Source organism: Afipia sp. GW821-FHT14H12, from assembly GCF_058803465.1.
In genome coordinates this window covers 809,533-827,568 of sequence record NZ_JBXAOZ010000001.1, presented here as the reverse complement: position 1 = coordinate 827,568, position 18,036 = coordinate 809,533, and the positions used below count along the sequence as shown (strand labels likewise).

The following is an 18,036-nucleotide window of genomic DNA, read 5'->3' as shown; positions in this document are numbered from 1 at the left end:
AGATGACGTGACCAAGACACCGACCGATCCGCGCGACCGGATGATCGTGGCGCTCGATGTGCCGGGCGTGGCGGAGGCGGAAAAACTCGTCGCCACCCTGGGTGACACCGTGAGCTTCTACAAGATCGGCTATCAGCTCGCTTATGCGGGCGGGCTGCCGATGGCGCACGATCTCGTTCGCGCCGGCAAGAAGGTGTTCATCGACCTCAAGCTGCACGACATCGGCAACACGGTGGCGAACGGCGTCGCGGGCATCGCAAAACTCGGCGCGACATTCCTCACGGTGCACGCCTATCCGCAGACCATGAAGGCGGCGGTCGAGGCGAGCCGGGGCTCCGGTCTTCAGATCCTCGCGGTCACGGTGCTGACCTCCTACAACAACGATGATCTCAAGGAAGCGGGCTACACGCTGGGCGTGGCCGAGATGGTGGCGCAGCGTGCGCGGCAGGCGCAGGCGATCGGCGTCGACGGCATCGTCTGCTCGGCCGAAGAGTCGGCCAATCTTCGCGCCATCCTGGGGCGCGACATCGCGCTGGTGACGCCCGGTATCCGTCCTGCCGGAAGCGCCGCCGGCGACCAGAAGCGGGTGATGACGCCCGCCCGTGCCATCGCCGCCGGGTCCGATTACCTCGTGGTCGGCCGTCCGGTTGTTGCGGCCGCCGACCCGAAAGCGGCGGCGCAGGCCATCGTCGCGGAGATCGCTGCGGCGTCCTGAGCCGATTTCCCGAAATACCTGCGCCGGATAGCGGATTGCCGACGCCATCCGCCCCCGCTATACCCCGAAAGCAATGTGAGGCCGAGATATGTCGGATATGCGTTTGATCGTTGCAGGTGCGGGCGGCCGGATGGGCCGGACGCTGCTTCGCGCGCTGCACGAAACCGAGGGCGCGACGGTGGTCGGTGCGCTGGAAGCGCCGGATTCCGAACTGCTCGGCGAGGATTCCGGCGTGCTGGCCGGGCTTGCGCCGAACGGCATTCCGTTGTCGGCCGACCTGTGGACCCTGTCGAAAGATGCCGACGGCATTCTCGATTTTACCGTCCCCGCGGCGACCATCGCCAATGTCGCGATCGCGGCCGAGCGCGGCCTTGTGCATGTCATCGGGACCACCGGCCTGTCGGCCTCCGACAACGCGGTGATCAAGAGCGTCACCTCGCGCGCCATCGTGGTGCAGTCCGGCAATATGAGCCTCGGTGTCAATCTGCTCGCAGCATTGGTGAAGCAGGTCGCGAAATCGCTCGACGACGATTTCGACATCGAAATTCTGGAAATGCACCATCGCGCCAAGATCGACGCGCCGTCCGGCACAGCCTATCTGCTCGGCCAGGCGGCGGCGGAGGGGCGCGGCATTGCGCTCGAAGGCAAGTCGGTGCGCTCGCGCGACGGCTACACCGGCGCGCGCAACCGTGGCGACATCGGTTTCGCGACGTTGCGCGGCGGCACCGTCACCGGCGAGCACACCGTCATCTTCTCGGGCCCCTATGAGCGCATCGAACTGACTCATCGCGCCGAGGACCGCATGATCTTCGCGCGCGGTGCGATCAAGGCCGCGTGCTGGGCGCGCGGCCGCAAGCCCGGTCACTATTCGATGGCCGACGTGCTCGGCATCGGCGGCTGATGAAATCCCGGAATGAGAGTCAAAAGGTATGAGTGATCGTCTTCTCGTGCTCGTCCGCCACGGTCAGAGCGAGTGGAATCTGAAGAACCTCTTCACCGGCTGGAAGGACCCCGACATTACCGCGCAGGGCGTCGAGGAAGCCAAGCGCGCGGGCAAGCTTCTCAAGGAGAAAGGCTTCGTCTTCGATGTCGCCTTCACCTCGGAACTGACGCGCGCCCAGCGCACGCTGTCGCTGATGCTTGATGAGCTTGGGCAGACCGGCATTCCGGTGACGAAGAACATCGCGCTGAACGAACGCGACTATGGCGATCTCTCCGGTCTCAACAAGGACGAGGCGCGCAAGAAATGGGGCGACGAGCAGGTGCATATCTGGCGCCGCTCCTACGATGTTGCGCCGCCCGGCGGCGAAAGCCTGAAGGACACGCTGGCGCGGACGCTGCCTTACTACGTGCAGGAGATTCTCCCCTGCGTTCTGCGCGGCGAGCGGACGCTGGTGACTGCGCATGGCAATTCGTTGCGTGCGCTGATCATGGTGCTGGAGAAGCTGTCGCCGGAGGCAATCCTCAAGCGCGAGGTCGGCACCGGCGTGCCGATCATCTATCGGCTCAGGGCCGATGCGACGGTAGAATCGAAGACCGATCTCGCTGGCTAATCGCAGCTATTGGTGCGCGCGGTTTCCCATCCCAACATCGCGCGCTTGCGCGTCAGGCCCCAGTGATAACCGGTGATGGCGCCGCTCTTGCCGAGCACGCGATGGCACGGCACCACGAACGAGATCGGATTCTTGCCGACCGCCGCGCCGACCGCGCGCGAGGCCTTCGGCGCACTGATGGTGCGTGCGATATCAGAGTAAGTGGTGGCCTTGCCCATCGGAATGCGCAGCAGCGTTTCCCACACCCGGATCTCGAAATCGGTGCCGATCAGCACCACGCGCAACGGCCGCTCCGCCTGCCATTGTGATGATTCGAAGATGCGTCTCGCCAGCGCGGCGGTGCCTGCGTGATCCTCGATATAGGTCGCGAGCCTCCAGCGTTCCTGCATGTCCTCCAGCGCCGCGATCTCCTCGCCGGGATCGGCGAAGGCCAGTCCCGCAAGCCCGCGCTCCGTGGCGATGATGACGGCGGTGCCGAATGGCGAGGGGTGGAAGCCGTAACGCAGCGTCAGGCCCGCCGCGCCTTTCTTCCACTCGCCCGGCGACATCGCTTCGTGCGTCACGAACAGATCGTGCAAGCGGCTCGGGCCCGACAGCCCGGAATCGTAGGCGACATCGAGAATGTTGCCGGACTTGCGCAACAGCCGCTTGGCGTTGTCGAGCGTCACCGCCTGCATGAACGCCTTCGGCGTCAGCCCGGCCCAGCGGCGGAACAGGTGATGCAGCTCATCCGGCGTGACGCTGACGGCTTCCGCCATCTCCTCGATGGTCGGTTGGCCGCGCCAATGCTCCGATATGAAGGCGATGGCGCGGTGGACGGTCTCGTAATCGCGCAAGCTCTCGCTGGCAGCGGGTGCCTGCGCGATCTGCGCGCGCAGCGATTTTGCGGAGGCCGGCTCGAATGCAGTCATGGGGTTTTGTATCATCATCGGGGAAAGCTAGGCGCGCCGCAGCCTGCTATCCACCCGATTCCTGAAAACACTCAAGTCAATGGATTGTAGGTCGGGCCGCGTCTGGCGTCCTGCAGCGCAAGACGCAAGGCCTTGGCAAAGCTTGCCTTTTCATCGGGACTCAAAAAGCTGCCGACGGCGACGCTGCGGCCGTGCGACCGCAGATACAGCCGTTCGATGCCGAATTCCTCGTGCTCCTCCTGGTCGAGCCGCACCCAGTGCGGATTGAAGGTCCACTCCATGACATGGCCGCGATGGCTGACGCGGCGCAGCCGCAATTCATGCGGCGTTAACACCAGATGCTCGGAGGCGCGGGCGCGGGCATAGTTCACGCGGAACGCCCAGTAGATCATCAGCACGTCGAGGCCGAAGAAACCGAACACCGGCCATGCGCCCATGCGCAGGAAGACGACGCCGGCAATAAAGCTGACGATGCTCAGAAACAGCATCAGCGCGAGAAAGCCGCTGCGCCCGAGCGAGCGATGCGGCGTCAACTCGGCCGTGAAAATCGGCTTCTCGAAGGCGTCGTGAAAATCGTTGCCGTCTCTCATGGCTGTTCAGTATATCCCTCTTCATGGCAAAAAAAGCGGCGCACGCCTCACACCTTCGTAAACCCGGCACAACGGCGAAGGCCGCTGCCAAGAAGGCCAAATCGAAGCCCACGGCAAAGAAGCCCAAGGCTTTGAAAAAACCGGCTGTGAAGACATCGGCTGCGAAGACATCCGCTCCAAAGCTCAAACGCTGGAGTGAGGCGGAGGTTCACACCGCCTTCGCGCGGTTCCGTGCGGCCAACCCCGATCCGAAAGGCGAACTCGAACACCTCAATCACTTCACGCTGCTGGTCGCGGTGGTGCTGTCCGCGCAGGCAACCGATGCGGGCGTCAACAAGGCGACGCGCAATCTGTTTCCGATCGCCGACACGCCGGAAAAAATGCTGGAGCTCGGCGAAGCCGGCCTGCGCGAGCATATCAAGACCATCGGGCTTTACCGCGCGAAGGCGAAGAACGTCATCGCGCTGTCGGAGCAGTTGATCGCGCAGCATGGCGGGAAGGTGCCGCGAACGCGCGAGGAATTGGAGACGCTGCCCGGCGTCGGCCGCAAGACCGCGAATGTGGTGCTCAACATCGCCTTTGGTGAAAAGACCATCGCGGTGGACACGCATCTGTTTCGTGTCGGCAACCGTACTTATCTCGCGCCGGGCGCGACGCCGCTGGAGGTCGAACTGGAATTATTGCGCGTGGTGCCGGACGAGTTCATGCGCCACGCCCATCACTGGCTGATTCTACACGGGCGCTACACCTGCATCGCGCGCAAGCCGCGCTGCGAAGTGTGCATCATCAACGATCTGTGCCGCTGGCCGGAAAAGACCACGTTCATGGAAGCGGCAGAAAACGCCTAAGCCTATTCGGTGAAGGTTTGCAGCCGCGCCTTACGTTCCGGCTCCAGCAGCTCAGGCCGCGGCCCGGACAGCCGCTTGTGGATGTGCACCATGAAGGCCATGCCGAACAAAGGTGTCGCGAGGTTCACGATTGGAATCGACACGAACGCGGCGATGAACAGCCCGGCGATGAACACCTGCGTGCCGTGATGCTTGCGCATCGCCTTGGCCTCGGCTGGTGAGCGGAAGCGCATCGCGGCCAGCTCGAAATATTCACGGCCGAGCAGCCATGCGGTGGCGAGGAAGAACACCACGAGGCCGACGCCCGCAAAGAACAAGAACGGCAGCGCCACCAGATAGACCAGCACCGTGAGCCCTGCGGTCTTGCCGCCTTCGATCAGCGCGCGCACGATCGGCAGGGCTTTGCCCGGCATCTCTGCGGGATAGTCCTTGCGCTCGACATGGTCGGCGACGTCATCGACGAACACGCTGGCGACCAGCGATGTCACCGCCGGCATCAGGAAGACCGCGCCGAACACCACGCCGAAACCGGCGGCGATCGACACGATCCACGACAATGCTTCCAGCGTGCCGTGAAAACTTCCGCCCGCCATCTGCTCGGCCCAGGCCTCGCCCGCGCCCGCGAGCCAGTTCAGCACGCGCTGCAGGGCAATGGCGCCGACCACGATCAGGATCAGCGCAAGTCCGATGGACTTCCACAGGATCGCGCGCATGGGCTTCGAGAAAATCTCCGCGAGCGCGCGGATGGCGGCATCGAGCATGGCTGTCTCCCTCTCCTCGTGGGGAAAGATGGCGACGCGCACGTGCGAGAGCAAGTGTCGAGGCAAACCCTGAGGCTAGCCGCGCGATATTCAAAATGATTGGTTTTGTGAAAAGGCCGCAGCCGCGCGTTATTCGGCTGCTTCCGGGACGGTCGCTGCCGCGTTTTCGTTCGCCGGCACCAGCGTCGCCAGTTCGCCGTCTACGGCAAGCCGTAGGGCCGGTGCACCTTGGGGGCCTTCGAAGACTCCCTCTGGAAAGGGATCGTCTTCAGCCGCCACCTCCCGGGGCGGTTTGGGCGTGTCGGCCCAGTGCAGCTTGGTGTAGTCGAAGCCGTATTCGATGGTCGGCTTGACGATCTCGAAATAGGGCGAGATGTCGAAGTCGCGCGGCGTATAGAGCGAGGAATCCCGGATGTAGAGGATCTCGAGACGCGCCTGACGGCTGCCCGCACGGGCGATGCGCGGCAGGATTGGATAGCGTACCGCGCCGAAAGCCTGCGCGATCAGCGCCGAGCAGATGATCTTGGTCGGATCGCCTGAGCCGAGCGCCAGCATCCGCCGCCGCCAGCGCTGCGGCACCGGCAACGGAAACAGATAGCGCAGCAGATCGATGATGTTCTTGGTGTCGTAACCAAAGCCGATGCGGTTGATAGCATAGCGGCACACCGTGTTGCGGTCCTCGAAGGACAGCCCGACCGGGCGACAGACCCGGGTGTGGTATGTGTCGTATTTCGACAGCGGCGCGGTGATGACGCCCTCGCCGACATAGGCCTCGATCAGCACATGCGGCTCGCCGTTCGGCTCCATCGCGCCCTCGATCGGCCCGACATACAGCGCCGAGTGCGACCATGTCGATTGTGTCAGGTATTTGATGATGCCGGCGATGCGGTTGCTGCCCTCGATCAGCAGCACGTCGCCTTCCTGCAGGAGATTGCGCAGCCGCTCCGGATCGCTCGACGTAAATGGCTCGGCGCCCGGCGCTTCCTTTTGCAGGTAGCGCGCAAGCAGCTTGCCAACAGTATCGAGCACGAAGCCCATTCTGGTCTCCCCCGGGCATGATGCGCTCATGCCAGCCAGTTTCGGTCGTAAGTGTTGCGGAAAGCGATTGCAACTTCGTTGATGACACAGGGTCCGAGGTTCACGCACAATTCACCATGACCGTTGCGAAAGCCGTGTCATTGCGGCAAGTTGCGGTCAGACCTCCCCGCGCGATTGAAGTTTCGGAAACCATGACAATGAAATTGACGCGCCGCGAGCTGATGGCGGCGGCGGCCTTGCTGGCAGTGACAACGCCGCGCCGTGCATTCGCCGCCGGCTTGCCGCGCGAGGTCGATGTCGCGATCATCGGTGCCGGGGCCGCCGGAATCGCCGCCGCGCGAAAGGTCGCGGCCGCGGGCCGTTCGGTTCTGATGCTGGAAGCATCGTCCCGGCTCGGCGGGCGCTGCGTCACCGATGCAACGACCTTCGGCGTGCCGTTCGACCGTGGTGCGCGATGGCTCTATAGCAGCTTCAATCCGCTCGTCGGGCTTGCACGCCTCGAACGAATGGAGGTCACGCAGGCCGCGCGCGGGCAACGCATCCGCGTCGGCCGGCGCAATGCGCGTGCGGGCGAGACGGAAGATTTTCTGGCGCTGATGGTGCGCGTCAATCGCGCGATGGGCGAAGCCGTGCGCGGCAAGGGGGATCTCGCGGTTGCTCAGGCGTTGCCGCAGGATCTGCGCGAATGGCGCGGCACTGTGGAGTTCCAGTTCGGCCCGCTGACAAATGGCGGCCAGCTCGACCGCATATCGACCGCGGATACATTGAGTTTCGCGCCGCGCGATCCGGCGATGGTCTGCCGTCAGGGGCTCGGTACGTTCATGACACACCTCGCGGGACAATTGCCGGTCGCGCTGGAGACGCCGGTGACGAGCGTGCGCTGGAACGGCCGCGACGCGGAGCTCGAAACGCGATCCGGGACCTTGAGCGCGCGCGCGGTGATCGTCACCGCGTCGGTGAATGTGCTCAACGCAGGCAAGATCAAGTTCACGCCCGAGCTGCCAAAGCGGCAGGCGGAGGCGTTGTCGCATCTCACGCTCGGCAGCTACGACCACATCGCGCTCGATCTGCCCGGCAATCCGCTCGGACTTGGCCGCGACGAAGTGTTTATTGAGCAGAGCAGCGGGCCGCGCACCGGCCTTCTGCTTGCCAACACCGGCGGCTCGTCATTGTGTCAGGTCGATGTCGGCGGCGCGTTCGGCCGCGAATTGTCGGCGCAGGGCGAGGCCGCGATGGTGGACTTCGCGCAAACATGGCTGCGCGATCTGTTCGGCGGGGATGTCCAGAAAGCGGTGACGCGTTCCAGCGTGACGCGCTGGAACGCCGAGCCTTATGTGATGGGCGCGATGTCGGTGGCGTCGCCCGGCGGACAACCGGCACGGCGGATTCTCGCTGAGCCTCTGGGGCCGCTGTTCTTCGCGGGCGAGGCGTTGCACGAGCAGCTTGGCGGCACAGTCGGCGGCGCGTGGATCTCGGGCGAGCGGGCGGCGGATGCCGCGCTCCGCAAGGTCACGAGCGGCAAGGCGGAGCGGCCCGCGGCTGCGAAGGGCGGAAAACGCGCGCCCCGCCAGAAGCATCATCAAGCGCCCGCGCATCCCGCCCCGTCTGGCGGCATGCGCTGGCCGGGCTTTGGCCGCTAAGCCTGTTCAATTGATGTGAAGAACTCGCGGACCGCCCGGTTGAACACATCCGGCGCTTCCAGATAGGCGGCATGGCCGACGCCCGGCAGGCTCACAGCGCGCGCGGACGGCAGATAGTCCATCATCGCTTCGGAACGCTGCGGCTTCACCACGGGATCGCGGTCGCCGGTAATGATCAGCACGGGCAGCTTGAGCGCGGGAAGAAACGGACGGTTGTCGGTCTTCTCGACCATCTGCCCGCCGTTGAGCAATCCTTCGCGGCGCATTTCCGAGGCGACATGGGCGACCTGATCGAACACATCGGGCTGCGGCGAGGACGGCAGCATCTTTTCGGCGCGGACCTTGCCGTATTCTTCCGCCGGCATGTCCTCGAGCTCCTGCAGCCGCCGTGCGTACTTCGCGGCAAGCGGCGCGCCTTCGGGTGCGGCGTTACCCCAATGCGTGCCGGACAGCACGAGCGATGTCGCGCGTTTCAAATGACGGGCGCAGAACCGTTCGGCGATCACGCCACCCATCGAGTGGCCGACGACATGGGCACGCTCGATCTTGAGCTGATCGAGAAGATGAGCGGCCTGCGCGGCATAGGCATCGGCATCGGGCGCGACCGGATCGGACTCGCCGTAGCCGGGCGCGTCCCATGCAATAACGCGATAGGAATCCGACAGTGCCTTGAGCTGTTGCGCCCAGCTTCGCGAATTGCCGTTCATCCCGTGCAGCAGAAATAGCGCGGGCCCACGCCCGGCCTCGCGATAGCTGATGATGCCGCCCGGCGTCTGAACCGTCTTCCGCTCCGGAAGCGGCTGTTCAAGAACGCCCATCGTGACTTGATTCATGTCATCCCTCGAAATTAACGCAATAATCCTTCGTGATCCTGCAAGCCCGGCGCGTGACCGGCGCGCGCCTTCAGGGCAGGCATATCGATTTTCAGAACGGAGCCAAGCAGCGTCCGCGTATAGGGATCGCGCGGCGCCGAAAGGACATCGTCCTTGCTTCCCAATTCGACGATCCGGCCGCGATGCATCACCGCGATCCGCGTCGCCACGCAGTCCACGACCGCGAGATCGTGCGTAATAAGCAAATACGACAGCCCCAGTTCGTCGCGCAGGTCGAGCAGCAGATTGAGAATCTGCGCCTGCACGGAGACGTCGAGCGCCGAGGTCGGCTCGTCGCAGATCAGGAGTTTGGGTTTCAGGATGATCGCGCGCGCGATGGCGACGCGCTGGCGCTGGCCGCCGGAGAGTTGCGACGGATAATTGTTGAACAGCCGCCTTGGCAGGCCGACCAGCTCCATGGTCCGCTCGATGATTTTTCTGCGTTCGGCGGTCGAATCCTGCCCGTGCAATTCGAGCGGACGGCCGATGCTCTGGCCGATGGTCTTGCGCGGGTTGAGCGAGGAATAAGGGTCCTGGAAGACCGGCTGCACCAGCTTGGCGCGCTCGAACGGCGGCACGGATTGCACCGGGGTGCCCGCGATCAGCACTTCGCCTTTATCGGGCGCTTGCAGGCCGAGCAGAATTCGCGCCAGCGTGCTCTTGCCGCTGCCCGATTCACCGACCAGCGCCACGATCTCGCCTTCGGTGATGTCGAGCGAGACGTCATCGACGGCGGTGAGCGCACGACTCTTGGCAAGAAGTCCTGTCCGGATCGCAAAGGTGCAGCCGACATGGCGCGCGGAGAGCAACGTGCCGGATGCCGCCTTCGATGCGATGGCGTGTGCGGATGGTGGAGTTGCGAGAGAGAGGCGGTGCGAATCCGGCATCATGATGCAGCGATAAAGATGAGCCTTGCCCGACGATTGTTCCGGCGGCCGCGAGGTGTGGCACCCGGCTTGCACATGGATGCAGCGCGGCGCCAACACGCAGCCCTTCGGCTCGGCAAACAATGCGGGGACGGTGCCGGGAATGCTCGGCAGCCGCGCGCCGCCCTCGCGCGCGGCGGGGATCGAAGCGAGCAGGCCCTGTGTGTACGGGTGCTGCGGCGAGCCGAGCACTTCGGCGACTGGTCCCGTCTCGACCAGTTCGCCCGCATACATCACCGCGATCTTGTCCATGCTCTGCGACACGACGCCGAGATCGTGGCTCACCAGAATGAGCGCCATGCCGAGCTCCTTGCGCAGCTCCATCAGGAGCTTGAGGATGCTCGCCTGCACGGTGACGTCGAGCGCGGTGGTCGGCTCGTCGGCGATCAGCAGATCCGGCTCGTTCATCAGCATCATCGCGATCATCACGCGCTGGCGCAGGCCGCCTGACAATTCATGCGGGTATTGCTTGAGGCGACCCGCCGCATCGGGAATACCGATCCGCTCGAGCAGATAGACGGCGCGGTCGCGAATATCCTTCGCGCTTTTCGCAAGGCCCGGCGGCGTCATTTCCATGATCTGCTGGCCGATGGTGTAGACCGGGTTCAGCGAGGTCATCGGCTCCTGGAAGATCATCGCCATCCGCTTGCCCGCGAGCGAGCGGGAGAACTCCTGGCTATTCATGGCGAGCAGGTCGTGCCCGCCGAGCCGCAGCGTGTCCGCCTCACGGATCGCATTGCGCGGCAACAGGTTCATCAGCGCCAGCGAGGTCATCGACTTGCCCGAGCCGGATTCACCGACGACGCCGAGCGCCTCGCCGCGCTCCAGCGCGAAGCTGACATCGCGCACGGCATAGAGCTTGCGCTCGCCCACAGGTAGCGTGACGCAGAGGTTGCGGACTTCGAGAAGCGGACGATCGGCCATCGCTCTACCTTCTGCTCTCGTTGCTCATGAGATCGCGCAGCCCGTCACCGACGAGATTGGCGGCGAGCACCAGCAGGAAAATGAACATGCCCGGCAGGATCACGAGCCAGGGCCGCAGAAACACCGACACCTTGCCCTCCGCGATCATCAGGCCCCACGAGGAGGTTGGCGGCTGGATGCCGACGCCGAGGAACGACAGCGCCGCTTCCGCCAGCACCGCGACACCGACTTCCAGCGAGAAGATCACGATGATCTCGCTAAATAGATTCGGCAGGATTTCCGTGACCATGATCTGCAGCCGGCTGGAGCCGATGGCGCGGGCAGCGGTGATGTATTCGAGATCGCGGATCTTCTGCGTCGCCGCGCGCGTCACCACCAAATAATAGCTCCAGTGCAGGAAGCCGATCACGCAGATCACCACGCCGACCGACGGGCCGATCAAAAACACCAGCGCCATCGCCAGCAACAGGCCCGGCAGCGCGAGCTGGCAGGTCAGGATGAAGGAGACGATGCGGTCGATGATGCCGCCGAAGAAGCCCGCGCACATGCCGAGCGTCACGCCGATGACGCAGCCGATGCTGGCCGCGCCGAAGCCGATCAGCAGCGAGACGCGCGCGCCATAGATCAAGCGGCTGAGATAATCGCGGCCGAGGTGATCGGTGCCGAGCAGGTGCGCGGCGTTGCCGCCATGCACCCAGACCGGCGGCAGCAGCCGCTGCGGCAGTTGCTGGTCGTAGGGGTTGTAGGGCGAAATCCACGGCGCGAAGGCGGCGAGGATCACGAGGCTAGCAAGGATGACAAGCCCGAGCATGAGGCCGGGGTGGTGCAGGATGTTGCGCCAGATCTTCGGCTGCGCGGGCGCGGCGTCGAGCAATTCGCCGCCTGTCTCGGAAGCGGCAGCGGCCTTGAAGGAGAGGTCCATCTCGGTCATCGCGGCCTCATGCCAGCCGGATGCGCGGATCGAGCCACGCATTGAGGAGGTCCGCGAGCAGCGTCAGCCCGATGAAGGTCATCGCGAACAGCACGACCAGCATCTGCACGGTGGGGATGTCGCCGCCGACGATGGATTGCAGCGCGAAGCGGCCGAGCCCGTTCATCGCGAACACGGTTTCGGTGACGACCGAGCCGCCGAGCTTGTAGCCGAGCTGCACGGAGAGCACGCTGACGACAGGAAGCAGCGCGTTGCGCATCACCTGCCGCGACAACAGCCGGTAGCCGTAGAAACCTTTGGCGCGCGCGGTGCGGATGTAGTCGGACGCCATCACATCCATCACACCCACACGCGTCAGCCGCATCACCGCGGGCACGGAATGCGCGCCGAGCACGATGGCGGGCAGCACGTAGTTCCAGGCATGGGCATCGCCGGAAATCGGAAAAATCGGGATCATCACGCCGAACAGGATGATGAGCACCAGCGCCAGCCAGAACGACGGCATCGCCTGCGCCGATACCGCGATACCGAGCGAAAGGCGGTCGATCAGCGAATTCGGATAGAGCGCCGCGACGGTGCCGAGCGGGATCGCGACGATCAGCGTGACGAAGATTGCAGAAAGCGCCAGCGTCAGCGTCACCGGCAGATGATGCAGGATCAGCATGCCCACCGGCTGGTGCCAGTAATAGCTGGTGCCGAAATCGCCGTGGAAGACATGCAGCAGCCAGCTTCCATACTGCACGAGCAGCGGACGGTTGAGCCCTAACTGCTCGCGGATGTGCTCGATCACCTCGGGCTCCGCGCCTTCGCCCGCGATGGCGGAGGCTGGATCGGTTGCGACGCTCAACAGCAGGAACGCCGCGAACGACACCGCGAGCGCCACGAGGATGGCCAGGACAACGCGCTTGGATGCGTAGCGAAGCATCGAATGGTCCCTTACGAGGCTTTGGCTGGTGAAGTTTTGGCTGGGCGCCAATGCGCGCGGAACAGCCGTGGCAGTCCGTCCTTCGGCACCGGATAGGCGAGGTCCTTCGAGACGAGATAATTCTGAGAATAGGTGTAGAGCGGAATCCAGTAGGCCTGGTCGGCAATCCGGCGCAGCGCTTCGCTGTAGAGGCGCTTGCGCTCATTGGGATCGATGGTCCTGGCGGCGGCTTCCATGTTGCGCGCCACGGCGGCATCGTTCGAGAAGTTACGATCCGACTTCAGTGACCAGTGCGTCTCGGCGATGGTCGCGGTGTCGGCGGTGCTGCCGGATTCCCAGCTCGCGAAGAACGCGGGCACGCGATGTTTCTTGCGCGCCTGGTTGAGCGTGGTCAGCGTCACGAACCGCAGCTTCGCGCGGATGCCGACCTTGGCGAGGTCGGCGGCGATCGCCTCCGCCACCTGACGCTCGCGATAGGCCCACAATTCGAACTCAAAGCCGTCGGGGTAACCCGCCTTGGCGAGCAGGCGGCGGGCTTCGGCGGGATCGTAAGGATATTTACGCACGTCTTGCTCGCAGCCGAACTGCAACGGGTGACAGGCGGAATCGATCACCTCGGCGTCGCCCTGCACCAGATATTTGACGATGTCCTGCCGGTTGATGGCGTGGATCATGGCGCGGCGCACGTCGAGCTTGGTCAGTGGATTGTCGGCGCCGGTGAGGCCCGCGGCATCGAGCGGAATGAAATTCACCCGCAGCGTCGGGCCGGTGAGGTGAACCGCATAACCGGTCGCACCGATATTGGCCGCGACATCGGCGGGCACGTTGTACATCCAGTCCACCGTGCCGCTGACAAGCTCCGCCTGCTGCGTCGAGAGGTCCGGAATGGTGCGGAAGATCACGGTCTCGATCGCCGGGCGGCCCTTCGGGCTTGCGGCGTAATAGTCCTCGAACCGCTGCAGCGTCACGCTCTTGCCGGGCTGGAAATCGACCACCTTGTAGGGGCCGACTCCGTTGAGCTTCAAGGCTTCCGCGTTCGGATCGGGCTTGCCGTCGGCGCCCTGATAAGCGCCCGCCTTGCGCAGTTGCACGCTGAAAGCCATGTCGCGGATCGCCAGCGGATAGGGATGCTTTAGATGAAAGCGCACGGTCATCGGGCCGGTGCGTTCCACGCTGCCGAGCCAGTTCGCGATCAGGCGGCCGCGGTTGGTGTTGGTCGCAGGGTCGATCACCCAATTGTAGGTGTAGACGACATCGTCTGCGGTCAGCGGCGAGCCGTCGTGAAAGCGCACGCCGGGCCGGATCGTGACGTCGATGGTCTTGTCGTCGACCTGCACATACGACTCCGCAACGAGCGGCACATAGGCCAGCGTGTCGGGATCGACATAGAACAGCCCGTCATCCGTCAGTTCGGAGACGACGATGGTGTCGCGCGCGGTGGTGTAGAGATGATCGAGGGTCGGGATCTCGCCTTCGATGGCGACGACAAGCGTATCGTCCGCGCGGCCCGCATAAGCGGCCTGCACGCCGATGATCGTCAGGCACGCAGCGACAATCGCCGCGCGCACGCGCTCCCTGGTTTCGCCTCTCCGCATGGTGTCCGCTCTTGTTGTCGGGCTTCCTCCATGTTAGCGGGCCGGATAAGAAACAAAATGTGAAATAACGAATGAACGGTTTCGTGTTTATGATGATTCGAAGGCTTATCAAGTAATATCAATATCTTGATGGGATCGAGGCGGCATGAATATCAAGGCGCTGAAGGCATTCCGGCTGATCGTCATCAACGGCTCGCTCGCGACCGCCGCTCAATCATTGCACCTCAGCCAGCCCGCGGTCAGCCGCCTGATCTCGCTTTTGGAGCATGAAGCCAAGCTGCAACTGTTTTATCGCACGCGGCGTCGGCTGACACTGACGCCGGAAGGCGAGGCTTTCTACCGGCAGGCCGAACATCTGCTCGCTGGGTTCGACGAAATCCCGCGCATCATCGAAGACATCAAGGCCAAGACTGGCGGCAATTTCCGTCTCGTCACCGCGCCGCGCATCGGGCAGGGGCTGGTGTCGCCCGCGCTCGCCTTGATGCAGAAGGAAGCGCCCGGCGTTCGCTGCATCGTCGATATCCAGTCGCGCTTCGATCTCGAAAACCGCATCGGCACGCGGCGCTACGATCTCGGCATCGTCTCGCTTCCCGTCTCGCATTCGCTGATCGAAATCGACAACAAGCCTTTGATGCGCGTTCGCGCCGAAGCGCTGCTGCCGGAAGACCATCCGCTCGCTGAAAAAGAACAGCTCACGGCATCCGATCTTGCGCCCTATCCGATGCTCGGGCTATGGCCGAACCAGATCTGGCGTCAGCAGGTCGATGATTTCTTCCGCTCAGGCGGCGCGGTGCCGAGTTACACGGTGGAGACACGCTCCTCGCTGATGGCGTGCCAGATGGTGCGCGACGGTGCGGGCATCGCGGTGCTGGATCGTGTCTGCGCGCAGGCGATCGATCTGAAAGGCCTCACGCTGCGGCCGATCGAGCCCGCGCGCTGGATTTCGTTCGGCTGCATCTATCAGCGTGGCGCGACGCTCTCACCGCATGCGCTGCATTTTCTCGATTGCCTGAAGCGGATCGTCGCCCAATTGCGCGCGCGAGGCCCGGACTACGCCAATTCCATCGAGGCGCTCGATTGAGGCTCAGGCGGATGCCGGCTTGTAACTGCCCGGCAGCGCCATTTACCCTTTTGGCAATATTTATCGTAATCACCAAATAATTGATATTATTGTATATTTAGGCAACCATTCCGCTTTTCGTAGCAAGTATTGCCTTATTTCAAATTTTCTTTTGAAAACCCCTCACGGACAATGACCCCAACAAAAGAACGCTTCGGGGGGAAGCGGGTGCTGTTTTAACAGGCATCCAAGGCGGGGATGAGGGGCATGCGTACCAAGGCAAAATTCGCCAGAACTCGCGCGAATTATCGGTGTGGCGTTGCGGCCGGCAGTCTGGTGGCCGCGCTCGGCCTGCTGAACACGACGAGCTTCGCGCAAGCGCAGGACGGCGCGACCCTGCCGCCGTCCTGGTTCACGCTTCCGACCCTGAATTTCAGCACGACTCCTCAGCCCGGGGTTGAAGCGGGCATCTATAAAGCGCCAAAGCTCTGGACCGACGATCCTGCGACCCGGTTGCGCATCGAATACCTGATGCTTCAGCGCAAGGGACCGGGAGGGACTGCGCTGACGGTGGCAAACGGCCCCTCGCGCTTCGTGCCGGTGTCGTCGTCCATCGTCGACAGCGGAAACAAGACGACGCCCGGATTTAGAGCCACCATCGACGCCGAGCTTTTCGATACGCCGGTCGAGTTTTCCGCGTTCTATTCCGCGCCATTCCGGAATGAGCTGACGCTGAGCGGACTCAGCACCGGCAGCGGCACGTCTTCGATCCGCACCAACACGACTTACGCCGATCCCAGTCTCAATCCCGGTGGCGCGCCGTTCAACTACACCAACTCGCAAACGATCGATAAGCTTTATCTCAACCACAGCAGCCAGTTGTTCGGCGCCGAGGCGAACGCGAAGTCCGTGTTCGGTATTCCCGGCCTGATGCTCGGCGTGAGGTCCATCTATCTCGGTGATGACCTCAACTCGGTCACCACGAAGTTCAATTCCACGACGGCGATCGATGCCGTCACGGTGCAGACCCGCAACTTCCTGCTCGGCCCGCAGATCGGGTTCGAGGGCATGTTCGACATTGGCGGCGGCATCAAGATCGGCGGCAGCGCCAAGGTCGGGCTTTTCGCCAACATGGTCGAGCGCGAGCGCTCGTACATTTCGCGCAACCAGACCCAGTCGCGCGCCCTGCAGAACTTCACCAACGACACCGCGTTCGCGCAAGGCTACGAACTCAACCCGCGCATCGAAGTCCCTTTGATGCAAGGCGTGAAGCTCACCGCGGGCGGCACATTTCTCTGGCTGAACAATGTCAGCACCGCGTTTCCGCAATATGCGACCGTCACGGATCTGAGCGACCGTAATGTGCGGGCGAAGGACCGCATTTTCTATTACGGCCTGCAGGCGGGTGTGAGCGTCGATCTCGATACGCTCGCGAAGTTCTCGCCGCCGCCGATGCGCAAGCGCTATCTGGAAACGAAGATGCTGGAGAGTCAGGGCGCGACGCCGCTGCCCTTCATGGTCTACGGTGAAATCAACCGCATGGCCTTGTCGTGGGACGACGGTGTTCAGAGCAAGACCCGCGTCGTCGATAACTATTCGGCGCCTTCCATCTTCGGCGCGCGCGGCGCTGCCGAGATCGCGCGCGGCTGGACCACGGGTTTCCACGCGGAGATGGGTTTTCTTCAGGCCCGCTCCATTTCAGTCAGTCAGGATCTGCCCGGCGGCGAAACCAGCTGGGCGCCTGATCTGCGCTATCTCGACTGGTTCATCCGCAGCAATCGCTATGGCAAGATCACTGTCGGTCATACCTCGACAGCAACCGACGGCGTCGTCCTGAACGATCTCAGCGAAACCAACGGCGCGGCGTCGGCGAATATCGCGATGATCGGCGGCAACCTCATGCTGCGCGCGGCCGATGCGCTCGATACTGGTACGGGTAGTCTCATCACCCGCACCTCGATCGGCGATTTCGTCGGCGGCGCGACGATCGATACTCTGCGCCGCAGCGCCGTGCATTACGAGACGCCGGAGTACAAAGGCTTCAGCTTCGGCGTGGCGGGCTGGGAGCGGTTCTGGGACGTGGCATTGAATTATCACGTCGAGCTTCCCACCTGGCGTTTCCGCGCAGGCGTTGGCTATCTGCGCGACACCGATGCAGGCTCGCGTGCGGTGCTCGGCTTCACGCAGGACCGGCGTGAGGTGAAAGGCAGCGCCAGCCTCCTTCACAATCCGACGGGCCTGTTCCTGACCACGGCTTTCGTCAAGCGCCAGTATGGCGGCTTCGATACATCGAACCAGGCGGTGTTCGGCGAGAACATGGTCGACGTTCTCGGCAACGTCATTCCCGGAACCGTTCGTCCGGACCTGAACTATGGATATCTGAAGACCGGCCTGCGCAGGGAGTTCACCTCGCTCGGCGATACCAAGTTCTATGCGGAAACGGCGCTCGCCAAGGATGGTCTGACCGGCCTGCGCGAAGGCGGCCCGAAGGTCGTCACCTCGAGCGAGCTGAACATGGTCGGCGCAGGCGTGATGCAGGATATCGACGCCTACAACACGCAGGTCTATCTCGGCTATCGCCACTATTCCTTCAACATCCAGGGCCTGCGCGACAGCAGCAGCGCGCCGGGCGGAGCCATCGCATCGCCGGCGCCGATCAAGGACATCAACCTTGTGTTCTCCGGCATACGGATCAAATTCTAACCGGACAATCTCCAGCAGCGGCACCGTTTGAGTCAGGGCAGAGA

The 18,036-nt window shown here is 63.6% G+C and carries 16 protein-coding genes; 7 read left to right on the top strand and 9 right to left on the bottom strand.

The window, feature by feature from the left end:
* Positions 1 to 7: 7 nt before the first annotated feature.
* The 3 genes from pyrF to AC1RNA_RS04085 all read left to right on the top strand — a co-directional run bounded on the left by pyrF (position 8) and on the right by AC1RNA_RS04085 (position 2,268).
* Complete coding sequence (gene pyrF / locus AC1RNA_RS04095) at positions 8 to 715, top strand: orotidine-5'-phosphate decarboxylase (RefSeq protein ID WP_009338677.1); 708 nt, start codon at positions 8 to 10, stop codon at positions 713 to 715.
* Positions 716 to 803: 88 nt separating this feature from the next.
* Positions 804 to 1,616: a 4-hydroxy-tetrahydrodipicolinate reductase gene (gene dapB, locus AC1RNA_RS04090; RefSeq protein ID WP_009338678.1), complete on the top strand. Its 813-nt coding sequence runs from the start codon at positions 804 to 806 to the stop codon at positions 1,614 to 1,616.
* Positions 1,617 to 1,644: 28 nt separating this feature from the next.
* Positions 1,645 to 2,268: a 2,3-bisphosphoglycerate-dependent phosphoglycerate mutase gene (locus AC1RNA_RS04085; protein WP_492950347.1), complete on the top strand. Its 624-nt coding sequence runs from the start codon at positions 1,645 to 1,647 to the stop codon at positions 2,266 to 2,268.
* Here AC1RNA_RS04085 and AC1RNA_RS04080 read toward each other — a convergent pair.
* Together AC1RNA_RS04080 and AC1RNA_RS04075 are read right to left on the bottom strand one after the other, a co-directional pair.
* On the bottom strand, positions 2,265 to 3,179 hold the full coding sequence (locus tag AC1RNA_RS04080; RefSeq protein WP_492950346.1) for a methylated-DNA--[protein]-cysteine S-methyltransferase: 915 nt from the start codon (positions 3,177 to 3,179) through the stop codon (positions 2,265 to 2,267). The two genes, AC1RNA_RS04085 and AC1RNA_RS04080, sit on opposite strands and share 4 nt — an antisense overlap.
* Before the next feature lie 71 nt (positions 3,180 to 3,250).
* Positions 3,251 to 3,769, bottom strand: coding sequence for a DUF2244 domain-containing protein (locus AC1RNA_RS04075; protein WP_009338681.1), 519 nt, complete (start codon positions 3,767 to 3,769; stop codon positions 3,251 to 3,253).
* Positions 3,770 to 3,792: 23 nt separating this feature from the next.
* Here AC1RNA_RS04075 and nth point away from each other — a divergent pair, with 23 nt between their 5' ends.
* Positions 3,793 to 4,617, top strand: a complete 825-nt coding sequence (gene nth, locus AC1RNA_RS04070) for an endonuclease III (RefSeq protein WP_492950345.1) — start codon at positions 3,793 to 3,795, stop codon at positions 4,615 to 4,617.
* 2 nt (positions 4,618 to 4,619) lie between these two features.
* On the opposite strand, the gene AC1RNA_RS04065 is transcribed toward nth, so the two are convergent.
* Complete coding sequence (locus AC1RNA_RS04065) at positions 4,620 to 5,378, bottom strand: sulfate transporter family protein (protein ID WP_492950344.1); 759 nt, start codon at positions 5,376 to 5,378, stop codon at positions 4,620 to 4,622.
* A 129-nt stretch (positions 5,379 to 5,507) separates the two neighbouring features.
* Positions 5,508 to 6,416 carry a C40 family peptidase gene (locus AC1RNA_RS04060; protein WP_492950343.1) on the bottom strand — a complete coding sequence of 303 codons (909 nt, stop codon included), beginning with the start codon at positions 6,414 to 6,416 and terminating at the stop codon, positions 5,508 to 5,510.
* A gap of 197 nt (positions 6,417 to 6,613) precedes the next feature.
* On the opposite strand from AC1RNA_RS04060, the gene AC1RNA_RS04055 reads away from it, so the two are divergent.
* A complete protein-coding gene (locus tag AC1RNA_RS04055; protein WP_009338685.1) occupies positions 6,614 to 8,056 on the top strand; it encodes a flavin monoamine oxidase family protein in 1,443 nt (480 codons plus the stop codon).
* On the opposite strand, the gene AC1RNA_RS04050 is transcribed toward AC1RNA_RS04055, so the two are convergent.
* From AC1RNA_RS04050 to AC1RNA_RS04030, 5 genes are read right to left on the bottom strand one after another with little or no spacing between them, the layout of a single operon-like run.
* Entirely contained in the window at positions 8,053 to 8,889 is an 837-nt protein-coding gene (locus AC1RNA_RS04050) for an alpha/beta fold hydrolase (RefSeq protein WP_492950342.1), read from the bottom strand. The two genes, AC1RNA_RS04055 and AC1RNA_RS04050, sit on opposite strands and share 4 nt — an antisense overlap.
* Before the next feature lie 14 nt (positions 8,890 to 8,903).
* Entirely contained in the window at positions 8,904 to 10,778 is a 1,875-nt protein-coding gene (locus AC1RNA_RS04045) for a dipeptide ABC transporter ATP-binding protein (protein ID WP_492950341.1), read from the bottom strand.
* A gap of 4 nt (positions 10,779 to 10,782) precedes the next feature.
* Positions 10,783 to 11,709, bottom strand: a complete 927-nt coding sequence (locus AC1RNA_RS04040; RefSeq protein ID WP_009338688.1) for an ABC transporter permease — start codon at positions 11,707 to 11,709, stop codon at positions 10,783 to 10,785.
* Between the two features lie 7 nt (positions 11,710 to 11,716).
* Complete coding sequence (locus tag AC1RNA_RS04035; RefSeq protein WP_492950340.1) at positions 11,717 to 12,634, bottom strand: ABC transporter permease; 918 nt, start codon at positions 12,632 to 12,634, stop codon at positions 11,717 to 11,719.
* A gap of 11 nt (positions 12,635 to 12,645) precedes the next feature.
* Positions 12,646 to 14,229: an ABC transporter substrate-binding protein gene (locus AC1RNA_RS04030; protein ID WP_492950339.1), complete on the bottom strand. Its 1,584-nt coding sequence runs from the start codon at positions 14,227 to 14,229 to the stop codon at positions 12,646 to 12,648.
* Between the two features lie 145 nt (positions 14,230 to 14,374).
* Here AC1RNA_RS04030 and AC1RNA_RS04025 point away from each other — a divergent pair, with 145 nt between their 5' ends.
* Both AC1RNA_RS04025 and AC1RNA_RS04020 read left to right on the top strand, forming a co-directional pair.
* Positions 14,375 to 15,310 carry a LysR family transcriptional regulator gene (locus tag AC1RNA_RS04025; RefSeq protein WP_009338691.1) on the top strand — a complete coding sequence of 312 codons (936 nt, stop codon included), beginning with the start codon at positions 14,375 to 14,377 and terminating at the stop codon, positions 15,308 to 15,310.
* 246 nt (positions 15,311 to 15,556) lie between these two features.
* A complete protein-coding gene (locus AC1RNA_RS04020) occupies positions 15,557 to 17,992 on the top strand; it encodes a porin (RefSeq protein ID WP_492950338.1) in 2,436 nt (811 codons plus the stop codon).
* Positions 17,993 to 18,036: the final 44 nt, after the last annotated feature.